Origin of the sequence: Ensifer sp. LC384 (assembly GCF_001695865.1) — a bacterium.
Taxonomy (GTDB): Bacteria; Pseudomonadota; Alphaproteobacteria; order Rhizobiales; family Rhizobiaceae; genus Ensifer.
Genome location: NZ_MBST01000001.1, coordinates 157,388 through 171,425, shown reverse-complemented (window position 1 = coordinate 171,425; position 14,038 = coordinate 157,388). Strand labels below are relative to the sequence as shown.

13 protein-coding genes are annotated in these 14,038 nt (G+C 62.0%); 10 read left to right on the top strand and 3 right to left on the bottom strand.

What is annotated here, in order from left to right:
- The first annotated feature begins 126 nt into the window (after positions 1-126).
- Positions 127-1,056 (top strand): thymidylate synthase, encoded by a 930-nt coding sequence (thyA, locus tag BC363_RS00885; protein ID WP_065786833.1) that lies wholly within the window; start codon positions 127-129, stop codon positions 1,054-1,056.
- Between the two features lie 126 nt (positions 1,057-1,182).
- Here the strand turns inward: thyA and BC363_RS00880 are convergent, their stop codons facing one another.
- Both BC363_RS00880 and BC363_RS00875 read right to left on the bottom strand, forming a co-directional pair.
- A complete protein-coding gene (locus BC363_RS00880) occupies positions 1,183-3,624 on the bottom strand; it encodes a spermidine synthase (RefSeq protein WP_244519781.1) in 2,442 nt (813 codons plus the stop codon).
- A 138-nt stretch (positions 3,625-3,762) separates the two neighbouring features.
- On the bottom strand, positions 3,763-5,412 hold the full coding sequence (locus tag BC363_RS00875) for an arylsulfatase (protein WP_083223731.1): 1,650 nt from the start codon (positions 5,410-5,412) through the stop codon (positions 3,763-3,765).
- Positions 5,413-5,883: 471 nt separating this feature from the next.
- On the opposite strand from BC363_RS00875, the gene BC363_RS00865 reads away from it, so the two are divergent.
- The 8 genes from BC363_RS00865 (at position 5,884) to BC363_RS00830 (ending at position 12,192) form a co-directional block, all read left to right on the top strand.
- Positions 5,884-6,147, top strand: coding sequence for a hypothetical protein (locus BC363_RS00865; protein ID WP_065786837.1), 264 nt, complete (start codon positions 5,884-5,886; stop codon positions 6,145-6,147).
- A gap of 258 nt (positions 6,148-6,405) precedes the next feature.
- Positions 6,406-7,011 (top strand): glutathione S-transferase, encoded by a 606-nt coding sequence (locus BC363_RS00860; protein WP_053253333.1) that lies wholly within the window; start codon positions 6,406-6,408, stop codon positions 7,009-7,011.
- Positions 7,004-7,546, top strand: a complete 543-nt coding sequence (locus BC363_RS00855) for a dihydrofolate reductase (RefSeq protein WP_065786838.1) — start codon at positions 7,004-7,006, stop codon at positions 7,544-7,546. The genes BC363_RS00860 and BC363_RS00855 overlap by 8 nt, the downstream gene beginning before the upstream one ends.
- 251 nt (positions 7,547-7,797) lie before the next feature.
- Positions 7,798-8,886 carry an FtsH protease activity modulator HflK gene (hflK, locus tag BC363_RS00850; protein ID WP_065786839.1) on the top strand — a complete coding sequence of 363 codons (1,089 nt, stop codon included), beginning with the start codon at positions 7,798-7,800 and terminating at the stop codon, positions 8,884-8,886.
- Positions 8,883-9,806 (top strand): protease modulator HflC, encoded by a 924-nt coding sequence (locus BC363_RS00845; RefSeq protein WP_065786840.1) that lies wholly within the window; start codon positions 8,883-8,885, stop codon positions 9,804-9,806. Before hflK ends, BC363_RS00845 begins: the two co-directional genes overlap by 4 nt.
- Before the next feature lie 7 nt (positions 9,807-9,813).
- Positions 9,814-9,999 carry a DUF2065 domain-containing protein gene (locus tag BC363_RS00840; RefSeq protein ID WP_025427670.1) on the top strand — a complete coding sequence of 62 codons (186 nt, stop codon included), beginning with the start codon at positions 9,814-9,816 and terminating at the stop codon, positions 9,997-9,999.
- 6 nt (positions 10,000-10,005) lie between these two features.
- Positions 10,006-10,392, top strand: coding sequence for an ACT domain-containing protein (locus BC363_RS00835; RefSeq protein ID WP_053253329.1), 387 nt, complete (start codon positions 10,006-10,008; stop codon positions 10,390-10,392).
- 291 nt (positions 10,393-10,683) lie between these two features.
- Complete coding sequence (locus tag BC363_RS00830; RefSeq protein ID WP_065786841.1) at positions 10,684-12,192, top strand: DegQ family serine endoprotease; 1,509 nt, start codon at positions 10,684-10,686, stop codon at positions 12,190-12,192.
- Between the two features lie 379 nt (positions 12,193-12,571).
- Here the strand turns inward: BC363_RS00830 and BC363_RS35000 are convergent, their stop codons facing one another.
- Entirely contained in the window at positions 12,572-12,709 is a 138-nt protein-coding gene (locus BC363_RS35000; protein ID WP_161491352.1) for a hypothetical protein, read from the bottom strand.
- A gap of 94 nt (positions 12,710-12,803) precedes the next feature.
- Here BC363_RS35000 and BC363_RS00825 point away from each other — a divergent pair, with 94 nt between their 5' ends.
- Positions 12,804-13,706, top strand: coding sequence for a LysR substrate-binding domain-containing protein (locus BC363_RS00825; RefSeq protein ID WP_065786842.1), 903 nt, complete (start codon positions 12,804-12,806; stop codon positions 13,704-13,706).
- The last annotated feature ends 332 nt before the right edge of the window (positions 13,707-14,038 follow it).

Sequence of the window (14,038 nt, the reverse complement as noted above, 5' to 3'; positions counted from 1 at the left end):
CGAAAATCCGTCGCGGAAAGGATGGCGTTATCATTTCCGCACGGCGATTGTCGGGAGCGTAAGAATACTCAGGGTTGAGCAGGCCCCGCAAATCGCTATCGTTCGGCAAGTCAACAAGGGAGCAACATGCGACACCCCGAGACGCAATATCTTGATCTTATGGCTCATCTCCTGGAACAGGGAGATAAGAGAACCGACCGAACTGGCGTGGGCACGCTTTCGTCTTTCGGTGCGATGATGCGTTTCGATCTGTCCGACGGGTCGTTTCCTATCCTGACGACAAAGCGCGTGTACTGGAAGCTCGCCATCAAGGAGATGCTCTGGTTCCTCACGGGGCAGACCAACATCCGGCCGCTGCTGCAGGAGAATGTGAGGATCTGGACAGACTGGCCGCTCAAGAAGTACCGCGAGGCCACGGGGAGTGATATCTCGCAGGCCGATTTCGAGGTGCGGATCGTCGCGGACGAGAACTTCGCGCGGGAATGGGGAGATCTCGGCCCGGTCTACGGCAAGCAGTGGCGGCGTTGGGCAGATGCGAATGGAACAGAACATGACCAGATCGCTGAGGTGATTGCCACGCTGCGAACCAACCCGACAAGTCGGCGGATGTTATTCCACGCCTGGAACGTGCCCGAGCTGCCGGAAATGGCGCTGCCGCCGTGCCATATGGTGTACCAGTTCCATGTTTCCGGGCCGAGGAACGGCGGTCAGGATGGAGCCGATCCTAGATCTCGCCTGAACCTCCTGGTTTACCAACGCAGCTGCGACGTGTTGCTCGGACTGCCGTTCAATCTGGTCGGCGGTGCGGCTTTGCTGGCCATGGTAGCGCAGCAGGTCGGCATGGATATGGGAGAGCTGGTCTGGGTAGGTGGTGATGTCCATCTCTACCTGAATCATGTCGAACAGGCTAAGCAGCAGTTGAAGCGTTCGCCGACGCAGCTACCCAGGCTAAGCCTGTCGCGCCAGCCAGCCTCGCTGGACGAGTACCACATCGACGATTTCGTGGTTTCCGGATACGAGCCTCACCCGGCAATTCAAGCAGACGTGGCGGTGTAACGCAGAGTATCCTGCAGCGTCTCCGTACTACAGCGACCTTTGCGCGTCTGTTTAGACGCGCAAAGGTCGCTCTCCGAACACCTCCCTGCGTCCGCAGGGCTCTCCCCCGTTTGAACAGGCCGACGCTCAGTCGTCGGCCTTGGCGACGAACCAGTTGAAATAGCCGTTCTCCGGATCGGTCCGCTGCAGCAGGTCCATGTCCCGAGCCCATTCATCCCGGTATCCGGCATAGGCATTGAGCGAAGCCTGATAGAACAGCATCAGCTGATTGTGCGACTTGGAGACCAACTTCGCGAAATCCGGATCTGCCGCCGTGATCGGGAGTTCGGTCCGCTGCCCGATCAGGGCAGGCAGCGTTCTTTGGATTTCGTCGGACCGCACCCAGGTGCCGTATTCGATCCGCGGATGATCATCGGTGACGGGCAGGGCGTTTCCCGCATAACGCTCGAGCCCCGCACGATCCATCATCCACGTTGCCAGCAAATCGGCTTCGTTGCGCACACCGATTTCGGCGAGGGCGGCCGCCAGGACGGGGTCATCGAAGCGGCGTGCTATCTTGTCTGCAGCGAGGACCTGCGGCGCAAGGGAGCCAATCAACAGCATTTCATGAAGCTCGGTCGTCCAAAGCGTCACGTGGGGAAAGACATCCAGAAAACTGCGAACGAGCGACCGCGTGTCTTCGTCGTTCTGGGTTGCGATCGGCAGCCATTGCGCGACTGATCCGTTCGCCGTGAGCCTTTCCCGTGCCAGTTGGTAGAAATCCGACGAATAGAGATTGACCACCCCGGCAGCCGACGGCGGGGGCGGCTCGAGCGTGATGAGGTCGTAATGCTCGTCGCTGGCCAGAAGCTCGCGTCGCCCATCCCGCAGCCGCACTTCGATGCGCGGATCCTTGGCGGCGTTGAAGTTCCCCCTGAAATGCGCGGAGGCCTCCACGACAGCCGGAAGCAACTCTGCCACGACGCGCCGCTCCAATCCCGGGTAGGCGAGCAGCGAGCCTGCGGTAATCCCGGTCCCAAGTCCGATGACGAGGGCGGATTTCGGCTGTTCGCTCTGGATGATCAACGGCAGCAACGCCTGAAGGCGCATGTAGCGGAGCGACGGCATCGCATCGCCAGTGTTTGATACGCCCTGGATATACAGCCTTTTGAAGCGCCTGTCCGACTTGCCCTGCTCGATCACGGCGACGGTTGCGCCCAGGCCCTCGTCGTAGGAGACGATCGTCCCGTTGCCCCGCGTTGTGTTGAGAAGGTCCGCGAGATGGCTTTTGGGGGTGGCGACCGTCAGCACCACGACGGCCGCACCCGCAGTGAGCACAAGAGCCTTGAACCTGTTGCGTCCCGATCCCTCGTAAGCGGCGACGATGCCGATCGCCGCCGCAATCGATGCGAGAATGCCGAGGCTGGTAACGATACCGAGCGCCGGGACCAGCACGAACCCAGTCACCAGCGTCCCCAGAATTCCGCCAAGCGTGTTGAAGGCGAGAACGCGGCCGGTGTCGCGGCCGGCATGGCTGGTATCGACCGCGAGACGAAGCACCACGGGGAAGGCCGCGCCGAGCAGCAGCGTCGGACCGAAGACGATCGTAAGGGAGGCAACCAGGAAGCGGGCGCACATCCCGACGAAGAGACTGCCGGTCCCTTCGACCATCCACGTCTCGGCCAGTGATTGCAGCGAGATCAGCCAGGGCCCGAGGAGGGCGATTTCGGCCAGCGCCAGGAGGCCCGCGCCGGAGATAAGCAGCCCGAACAGCCCCCAGGGATCAGGCGTGCGATCGGCCCGCCTCGAGAGCAAGAAGGAGCCGCCCGCGAGGCCCAGGAGGTAGGTCGCGAGCACAATGGAAAAAGCGAAGGATCGGGTCGATATGAATTGAACAACAGCCTGTGACCAGACGACTTCATATCCCAAGGCGACAGCGCCAGCGATCGCGTACAACACAAGGGCGAGCATGGATCCGTGTTTTGGATCCGTCGCGCTCGGCGGTTGTGGCGAAGCAGCGTGTGAAAAAGAATTCAGCGACAGTGCCAGCATCGCCGCCGCAATCGCAAATCCAGCCGCGGCAAAGGCTGTGCCCGTGACGCCGAAAGCCGGAATGAGCGCGAATGGAACGGCCAGGCAACCGAAAATCGCGCCGAGGGTGTTTGCGGCATAGAGCCTTCCGCCCTTCACCCCCACGCCGCCAGGCACTGACGCAAGCGAACTCACAACAACTGGCAGGGTGCCACCCATCAAGAAAGCAGGGGTGGCGACCAGGCCAATGAGAAGCCCCCAAGCGGCAAGGGGTGTGGCCTGTTCGAGCGAGACAAAAAGCGGAGCGATGTGGGAAAGGCAAACGGTGACGGCAAGGCCGAGGACGGCAACCAACACTTCGAACAGGGCGTAGAGGAGCAAGGGACGCCGGGACCGGTCGATGAGGCGGCCAATAACCAGGCTGCCTGCTGCCATGCCGATGAAGAACGCGCTGACGCCCGTGCTGACCGCGTAGACATCAACGCCCGTGACAATAGAAAGCTGTTTTATCCAGAGGACTTGAAATATCAGTGCCGCAGCGCCCGATAAAAGCAGCATGACCCCGGCAATCGCAGGGACTGTTCTGTTCCGCGACCGGGATGACGGAAGTGCTGAGGAGACTGCAAGATCCCTTGTTGGCACGCTTCTACTCCTTGAAAGCCGAGAGGCGGCGGGGTTACCCGCCGCCTCGTCCCGTTACTGCGCGGATGCGGCCTTCGTCTTGCTCAAGATCTCGTCGATCTTGGCATGCACGCCTTCCTCGATCTGGTCGATCGAGAAGCTGGCCGGCTTCTGGCTCGGCGGGTATTCGATGAAGGTTTCCAGGAACGCTGCGGACTTCATCACGCCTTGTGCGGTCAGATAGGCATTCTTGGTGAGCCAGTCATCGTACTGGTCCGAGACGACATCGGCGCGCTCGTAAGGATCCATGCGCAGGTTGAAGACCTTCGGAACACGCAGGCAAGCGAACTGGTCCTGCCAGACCGCGAAGCCACCGGGCGCTTGCATCTCGCAGAAGACGAACTTCCAGTTTTCGTAGCGCATGCCGACGAGCTTGGCGTCATCGTTGAAATAGAAGAACTCGTTGCGGGCGCTCTTCGGCTGTTCACCGAGCAGATAGGGGAGCTGGTTATAGCCGTCGAGGTGAACCTTGAAGTCCTTGTCGCCAAGCGTGGTTCCCTTCAGCAGGCGCTCCTTGATGTCCTTGTCGCCGGCGGCTGCGAGCAATGTCGGGAACCAGTCGAGCCCGGACATCATCTCGGTGCTGGTGCCCGGCTTGATCTTGCCCGGCCAGCGGATCATCGCGGGAACACGAAATGCGCCTTCCCAATTCGAGTCCTTTTCACTGCGGAACGGCGTGGTTGCCGCGTCCGGCCAGGAGAACTGGTTGGGGCCGTTGTCGGTCGTGTAGACGACGATCGTGTTGTCAGCGATCTTCAACTCGTCGAGCAGATCGAGCAGCTTGCCGACATCGTTGTCATGCTCGATCATGCCGTCGGCGTAGTCGTTGCCCGGCATGCCGCTCTGCCCCTTGTACTGGTCTCGCACGTGCGTGAAGAGGTGCATGCGTGTGGTGTTCATCCAGGTGAAGAAGGGCTTCTTTTCCTGTGTCTGCTTCTTGATGAACTCCATCGCCGCTGCAGTCGTTTCGTCGTCGATGGTCTCCATGCGCTTGGTGTTGAGCGCACCGGTGTCCTCCACCTTGCCATCGGCGAAGGAGTGCAGGACGCCGCGAGGCGCGTAGCTCTTCAGGAACGCCGGGTCGTCCTTCGGCCAGTAGGGCCGTTCCGGCTCTTCTTCGGCGTTGAGGTGATAGAGATTGCCGAAGAACTCGTCGAAACCGTGGGCGGTCGGAAGAAAGCGATCCTGATCGCCCAAATGGTTTTTGCCGAACTGGCCGGTCGCATAGCCGAGCGGCTTCAGCGCCTGCGCAATCGTCACATCGCGATCCTGAATGCCGACTGGCGCACCGGGCACGCCGACCTTTGACATACCCGTGCGCAGCACCGTCTGCCCGGTAATGAAGGTGGAGCGACCTGCCGTGCAGCTGTTCTCGGCATAGTAGTCCGTGAACTTCATGCCGTCTCTGGCGATCCGGTCGATGTTCGGCGTGTTGTATCCCGTCACGCCGAAGGAATAGGCGCTGATATTGGTCTGGCCGATATCGTCGCCGAAGATGACGAGGATGTTGGGCTTTGCGGCGTCCTGCGCGTAGGCGGAAACGGCGGTGGCCGATATGGTCGAAAACAAAACGGTGCCGGCTAAGGCCAAAGCTTTGGGTTTGCCTGCACGGGCGGCTGCGGACGCAGCCAACCGCGCAAGACCACTCTTCAAGTCTATGCTCATCTAATGTCTCCCTGAGGTCAATAAGTAGGTTGCTCTCGTGATGGAAGGTAAAGTCTCGAAGGAACGCCGGCAGTTTGGGAGAAATGGTCGCACGCACAAGTACGTAACAGTAACGAAAGCCGAAAGACGCCGCGGGGAGCGTCCCTGAGACTGGCCGTTCGGTCGCGATGACCAGCCTTGCTTAGAAGGTGCTTTTTCGCCCCGCGTCGTGCCATCTCGCAGTCACCTGGGCGAACGCCATGCCATCGATGAGACCGTCTTGCACGCCGCAAACGCGGTCCGTTACCGTTACGTACTTTCGGAACCGGCAAAGGCTCGGCATGCTCTCGGAAAGGAACATGGGAAGCGCGAAGCGACTGAAGGCAAGAGCAAGCGATAATCGGCGGCTCCAGGTGCCCGGATGTGTTGCGTCGGACGGCTCCAACGGCAGATCGGCAAGGGGCATTGACATCGTTTTGGCGGAACTGACTCATGGCTTCGGACAACAAGCAACTGGGACTCCTCAGACTCATGCTGCAACTGCCTGGCGTTCGCGGCCAGTTGCAGCTTCTCAGCGCCAGCAACGCTTCTGTTGCTGGCCTGTGTGAGGCCTATGGCGAGGCAAGCGAGATGCTGGAAAGGCAGCGCCGCCTGGGAGGACGCGACAAGGATCTCATCGCCGAATTCGAATCCATCTGTCGGGGCATCGAGGAAGACGTGCTTGCGATCTGCTTGATGAAGGCGGGAGGCAGGTGAGTATTGACGCCATCCTCGGAGTTCACCGAGCGGTCCCGTCTTTACTGCTACTGCATAATTCCTTAGATCGAAATCGATTTAAGGAATTATGCAGCAACTCTGACGGGGCGCCGGCTCGGGCGGTGAGGGCAGGGCCGTCGATACGGGCATTCGCGTGACGGCGGGAGACCGGGAGGGTTTGCCGCCGCTTACATAATTCAAGCGTTGCAGTGTTCCTTGCGTGTCTTGTTTGGCGCGCGGCGCTGCCGGGAGGTTTCGATGCTGACGCTCGTCCACGCACCGCTGTCGCGCTCGTCGCGCATCGTCTGGCTGCTCGAGGAGATCGGTGCGGAATACGAGATCCGCTATGTCTCGATCCGCCGCTGGGATGGCACCGGCGCGCCCGACGACGACAACCCGCATCCGCACAAGCAGGTGCCGGCGCTCTTGCACAAGGGTGCGCTGATCTGGGAATCGGCGGCCGTGGTGCAATACCTCACCGATCTTCATCCGGAGTGCAGCCTCGGCCGGGCGCCTGGCCATCCCGAGCGCGGCGCCTATCTCTCCTGGCTTGCCTATTATGCCGGCGTGATCGAGCCGACGGCGCTTGCGCATATCACCGGCGCGACGATCAATAATCCGGCGCAGGCGCGGCTCTACAGCGAAATGTGCGCCCATGTGATCGACGTGCTCAGCCGGCAGACCTATCTGCTCGGCCCGACGATGAGCGCGGCCGACCTGCTGCTTGCAAGCGCGCTGCAATGGATGCGAAAGATCCTGCCCGAGAGCGAGGTCGTCGACCGCTACATCCGGGTGGTCACGGACCGGGCAGCCTATGTCAGGGCAAGAGAAATCGACAGCAAACCGAATGGGTTCCATGACTGATACCAGCACCAACCAGCCGAAAATCTCCCTCATCGCCGCGGTTGCCGCCAACGGCGTCATCGGCCGCGAGGGCGATCTGCCGTGGCGGCTCCCGACCGACCTCAAGCGCTTCAAGGCGCTGACGATGGGCAAGCCCGTGATCATGGGTCGCAAGACCTGGGCCTCGATCGGCCGTCCGCTGCCGGGCCGGGCGAACATCGTCATCAGCCGCAGTGCCGATTTTTCCGCCGAGGGTGCGATCGTCGTGCACTCGCTGGAAGAAGCGCTGGCCACGGCGCGGCGCGAAGCCTTGGCAGCCGGTGTGGACGAAGCCTGCGTCGTCGGTGGCGGCGAGATCTATCGCCAGGCGATCGGCGTGGCTGATGTCCTTCATATCACCGAGGTTCCGGCCGACATCGAAGGCGATGCCCGCTTCCCGGATATCGATCCGGCTATCTTCGACAAGGTGTTCGAGGAAGATCTGCCGCAGGGCGAGAAAGACAGCCATGCCATGCATTTCGTGACCTGGCGCCGCCGGGTTGTCGCTGGCGCATAACCCTTTAGGTCGGTGCCGGTTGAAAGAGGGGTTATGCAGCGATCTTCACGTGTTGCAGGGTCCTTGGTGCGGCATATGCGACGCGCGGCGCTCGAATGGCCCATTCGTCAACTATTTTGAACCATTTACGGTGAACTCTGGCGTATCGCGTTGAAAGCGATGCCTGTCATACTTATAACGGGTTCATATCGTGGACGAACGTGCGCTCGCGCGGCAGTTCATCGTGAGAAGTTTTCAAAAGAGAGGTTTTGATGCCCTGGAGCAATCAGAATGGCGGCGGCGGCCCTTGGGGCGGCGGCGGCGGCAATCAGGGGCCATGGGGCCAGGGGCCGAACCGGCCGCGCGGCGGCAGAGGCGGCCCGCCAGATCTCGAGGAGATCATTCGCCGTGGCCAGGATCAGCTGAAGAACGTCGTTCCCGGCGGTTTCAACGGCGGCGTCTTCGCCATCGTCGGCCTGCTGATCGTCGGCTTCATCCTGATCAACTCGATCTATACCGTCCAGCCGGATGAACGGGGCGTCGAAATGCGCTTCGGCAAGCCGAAGGACGAGATCTCGATGCCGGGCCTGCACTATCATTTCTGGCCGCTGGAAACCGTTGAATTCGTCAAGATCACCGAGCAGCAGCAGAATATCGGCGGCCGCAACAGCGGTCAGTCCAATGCCGGCCTGATGCTCACCGGCGACCAGAACATCGTCAACGTCCAGTTCTCGGTGCTGTTCTCGGTCACGGATCCGAAGGCTTACCTCTTCAACGTCGAGAATCCGGCTGACACGCTGCAGCAGGTCGCCGAAAGCGCGATGCGCGAAGTGGTCGGCCGTCGTCCGGCCCAGGATATTTTCCGCGACAACCGTCAGGCGATCGCCGCCGACGTGAAGAGCACGATCCAGGCAACGATGGACAGCTACGGCGCCGGCGTTTCCGTCAACACCGTGGCGATCGAAGATGCGGCTCCGCCGCGCGAAGTCGCCGACGCGTTCGACGAAGTGCAGCGTGCCGAGCAGGACGAAGACCGCTTCGTCGAAGAAGCCAACCAGTACGCCAACCAGATCCTCGGCAAGGCCCGCGGTCAGGGCGCGCAGATCCGCGAAGAGGCAGCCGCCTACAAGGATCGCGTCGTCAAGGAAGCGGAAGGTGAGGCCCAGCGCTTCATCTCGGTCTATGACGAATATTCCAAGGCGCCTGACGTAACCCGCAAGCGTCTCTATCTCGAAACGATGCAGGGCATCCTCGGCAAGTCGAAGAAGGTCATCATCGACGAGAAGAACGGGCAGGGCGTCGTGCCCTATCTGCCGCTGAATGAAATCGGTCGGCCGGCACAGTCGGGAGGCGCACAGTGATCAACAATCGTACTTCAATCATCCTGATCCTGCTTGCCGTCGTCTTCGTCGGTCTCTATTCGTCGATCTTCGTGGTCAACCAGCGCCAGCAGGCGATCGTCGTCCGCTTCGGCCAGATCCAGGACGTCAAGACGGAGCCGGGTCTCTACTTCAAGCTGCCCTTCGCCTTCATGGATGCCGACCGCGTTCAGTATGTCGAGGCACAGGCCCTGCGCTTCGATCTCGACAACATCCGCGTACAGGTCTCGGGCGGCAAGTTCTATGAAGTCGACGCCTTCGTCGTCTACAAGATCGCCGATCCCCGCCGCTTCCGCGAAACCGTTTCGGGCGATCGCGATTCTGCCGAGGCACGTCTGCGCACCCGTCTCGACGCATCGCTGCGTCGCGTCTACGGTCTGCGCGGCTTCGAGGCGGCCCTGTCCGACGAGCGTGCATCGATGATGCGCGAAGTTCGCGCCGACCTCAAAACCGACGCCGAATCGCTCGGCCTCAACATCGAGGACGTTCGCATCCGTCGCACGGACCTGACGCAGGAAGTCTCGCAGCAGACCTTCGACCGCATGAAGGCCGAGCGTCTGGCAGAAGCCGAACTGATCCGAGCCCGGGGTAACGAAGCCGGCCAGCGTCGCCGCGCCATCGCCGACCGTCAGGTCGTCGAGATCGTCGCCGACGCCCAGCGCGAATCGGAAATCCTGCGTGGTGAAGGCGAAGCCGCACGGACGAAGACCTTTGCCGACGCATTTGCGCGCGACCCGAAGTTCTTCGAATTCTACCGTTCGATGACCGCCTACACGCAGTCGATCGGCAGCTCGGACACGACGCTCGTGCTGTCGCCGCATTCGGAGTTCTTCCGTTACTTCAATGACTCGGAAGGCAACGCGCCGGCTGCGACAACCACGCAACCGACGACCGGGAACTAGGCGGACAATGTCCGACTTTCTGACCGGGATTGCTTTTTTCCTGATCATCGAGGGGCTGGTGTACGCACTGGCCCCTTTGGTTTTAGTAGAATTGGCCAAGCGTTTGCCGTATGTCCCGGAGCATCAGCTTCGACTGGCCGGGGTATTTTCCGTCGCCGCCGGGGTCGGACTTGTCTGGTTGCTTCGAGGATAATGCGAAATGCCACATAAACTGCTGATCCGGCTGGTCGATGCCGAATATGCGATCACCCGTCTCAACGTCGGTTCCCAGATGCCGGAATGGCTGCCGGGGCCGGGTTTCTGGACCGTGTCCAGCTCGCGAGAGGAAATGACCCTCGTCTGCCGCGCCGCGCGCGTGCCCTCCAGCACCCAGAGTTCGCTCGGCTGGCGCTGCTTCCGCATCGAACAGCATTTCAGCTTCGACGTGCCCGGCGTGCTTTCTTCCGTGCTCAGGCCGCTATCGGCCGCGGGTGTCGGCGTCTTTGCCAATTCGACCTTCAGCACCGACTATATCTTCGTGGCCGGTTCCGATCTCGACAAGGCGGTGCAGGCGCTGAAAGAACACGGGCACGAGATCACCATCTGATCGCCGCCCAGCATCCGCTCTTTCGGGCGGATCAGAAAATCGTGTCTGGACGCTTCTGAATTCCGCCGTATCTTCACTGGAAGATCGGGCGGAGCGCGATCCCCGGATCGCGTCGCTGTCGCCACTGCATAATTCCTTCGATCTGGATCGATCGCGGGATAAGCTATGCGGCAAACCAAAGTCGCTGCAGCGACACTTGCGCTTCGTCGGGCGCATGGGCTGCAGAGCATCGCATGACGCGGTATCGCTGCCGGTACCGCACCGCCGAGACAACGTGAGGAGCTCCGCGAATTGTCCACTCGATCGAAAACCTTCGGCGCGCTGGCGCTGGCCGCCACGCTGCTTCTTTCCAACACGGCGATGGCGCAGACGGCCGCCGTTCGTCCGCCGAGCAATGGCCCCGCATCCGTCGCCGACCTTGCGGCCGGCCTGCTCGATGCGGTCGTGAACATTTCGACGTCCCAGAGCGTCAAGAACGACGACGATGCGCCGACGCCGCAGGTGCCCGAAGGCTCGCCCTACCAGGACTTCTTCGATGAGTTCTTCAAGGGACAGGGCGACAAGGGCGGCAACCGCCAGCGCACCGTCAATTCGCTCGGCTCCGGCTTCGTCATCGATCCGGCCGGCGTCATCGTCACCAACAATCACGTGATCGAAGGTGCCGACGATATCGAGGTGATCTTCGCCAATGGCAGCAAGCTCAAGGCCAAGCTGGTCGGCAAGGATCCCAAGACCGACCTCGCGGTGCTCAAGGTCGAGCCGAAAACGCCGTTGAAGGCGGTTCCCTTCGGCGATTCCCGCAAGATGCGCATCGGTGACTGGGTCATGGCGATCGGCAACCCGTTCGGCCTCGGCGGTTCGGTGTCCGTCGGCATCATCTCGGCGCGCGGCCGCAACATCAATGCCGGCCCCTACGACAATTTCATCCAGACGGACGCTGCCATCAACCGCGGCAATTCCGGCGGCCCGCTGTTCAACATGCAGGGCGAAGTGATCGGCATCAACACGGCGATCATTTCGCCGTCGGGCGGCTCGATCGGCATCGGCTTCTCGGTACCGACCGAGCTTGCCGCCAATGTCGTGCTGCAGCTGAAGGACTTCGGTGAGACGCGGCGCGGCTGGCTCGGCGTGCGCATCCAGCCGGTTACGGACGATATCGCCGAAAGCCTGAAGATGGCCTCGCCGCGCGGCGCGCTGGTGTCGGGCATCATCGAGGGCGGGCCGATCGCCAAGGATGAGATCAAGGCCGGCGACGTCATCATCAAGTTCGACGGCAAGGATGTCAGCGAGATGCGCGACCTGCCGCGCGCGGTCGCCGAAAGCACCGTCGGCAAGGCCGTCGACGTGGTGATCATACGCGATGGCAAGGAGCAGACGGTCAAGGTCACGCTCGGGCGGCTGGAGGACGGCGAGGACATCGCCAACGCCGCGGCGACCACCAATGATGAAGGCGGCGAGGACAAGAAGGGCGACCAGCCGCCTGCGGCCGTGCTGCCCGCCACCGACACGGTGCTCGGCATGAAGCTGACCACGCTCAATGCCGAAAGCCGCAAGAAGTTCGGCATCTCCGACGATGTCGAAGGCGTGGTGATCGCCGAGGTGCAGGCGGGGTCTGCCGCAGCCGAACGCCGGGTGGAGCCGGGCGACGTTATCGTCGAGGTCGGCCAGGAAGCGATGGATACGCCCGACGACGTGTCCGAGCGCGTCGAAGAGCTGAAATCCGACGGCCGGCGCAATGCGCTGCTGATGCTTTCCAACAAGACCGGCGAACTGCGCTTCGTCACGGTGCGCATGGAATAGGACGGCGCGGCGCGATGGCATTTTCCTGAATCCTTTCAGGTCCATCGCGCCACTCTTTCGCAGGTCGATTCCGATCCCTGAGATTTCGATTCAATGCGGCCCGTGCGCTGAGCCGGCATCGATTTGAAGAGGGAGGCACGCGGCTGTCTGCAAGTGAACAGCATCCTTTGCGCGTCCCGTTTTGGCAGTTCGCGTGCTGCGGCGACGGGCTCTTATCGACCGATCACTTTGAGGTACCCCGTGCCGCATCTTGCCGGCAGGACGGCATGGCGGGCCAAGCCAGATCAGTCGCCGGCATACTGCATAATTCCTTAAATCGGAATCGATTTAAGGAGAAAATTATGCAGCAGATTTAAGGAGTTACAGCGTCCTTTGCGCGTCATATTTGACGCGCGGCGCTGTAGCGTGCACCCGCACAAGCTGCCTCGTCCGATCCGGTGTGGCGTGTCTGGCGCGTTGGCGGCTGAAAGGTCAACAGGCGCAACGCGTCGATCAGGATCTCGAGGATGGCAGACATGGCCGGATCCTCCTTTCTGTCCCCTCATTTCAACGCACTTGCCGCCAGGTCTCAAACGAGTTTACAGTCGGCTTCGGATGACTTGAGGTTATGCATGAAGCGCGGCCGTCTGCCCCTGACAGCATTGCGGAGTTTCGAGGCGGCGGGCCGGCTCGAAAGCTTCACGCTGGCTGCGGGCGAACTTTTCGTCTCGCAGGCCGCAATCAGCCGGCAGATCCGCGAGCTGGAAGACCTTGTCGGCCGGCCGCTGTTCGAACGGCGCCACCGCAGCGTCAGCCTGACGGCGGAGGGGCGGTCGCTGCTTTCGGTGCTGACCTCTGCCTTCGACATGGTCGGCGACAGTCTGGAGGCGCTCTCCGGGCGCAAGGCGAATCAGGTGCTGAGGGTGAGCGCCGAGCCTTCCTTTGCCGGTTGCTGGCTGGTGCCGCATCTGGCTGAGTTCCAGGGCGAGCATCCGGAGATCGACCTGCTGATCGACGCCGACCCGCGGCTGGTGGAGTTTCGCAGCGGCGACGCCGATATCGCCATTCGCCACAGCGTCAAGTTCTCGTCCTGGCCGCGCGTCGAAGCGCGACGACTTGCTGAGGTCGAGATGATCCCCGTGATTGCGCCGGGGCTCACCCGGTCCGGCAGGCCGCTTTTGACTCCGGTTGATCTCATGCAGCATGCGCTCCTGTCCGAGGACAATCGCGAGCTTTGGGAGCAATGGTTTGCCGCCGCCGGGGCGGGGCCGGTGCGCATCGAACGCGGCGCGATCTTCAACGATGGCGCCATGGTCCTGCAGGCGACGCTGCGCGGCAACGGTGTCGGACTGATCGACCGCGATCATGTGTGCGACGACGTTGAGGCGGGGCGCTTGCTGCAGCCGTTCGATATCTCCGTGCCCTATGGCGCCTTGTGGCTGGTGGTCCGGCGTTTCGACGCATTGTCGGAGGCGGCACAGGCGTTTGTGGCGTGGGTCGAGCGGACATATCCGGGGGCAGGGCGCGGGAATTGAGCTTCGAGTGGTTCTGTGAAGTGCGCTGGATGGGGCTGCCCCTCATCCGCCTGCCGGCACCTTCTCCCCGCGCACGGGGAGAAGGCCGATGGTCTTGACCGTTTCAACGGAAACAATGGATTGGGCCCTCACTGTCCTGCCGGGCATCTCTCCCCGCAGGCGGGAGAAGGCCCGGATGCAACCGGTTGGCGCCGCTCAAACGTTGCGGGTTGGCGAGATGAGTGCGGCTTGCGTTTCTCTCCCCGTTGGCGGGGAGAGATGTCCGGCAGGACAGTGAGGGGCAAGCGCCAGGCGACAAGCGGCGAGCAACTACAGCGCCGCGCGTCTGATCA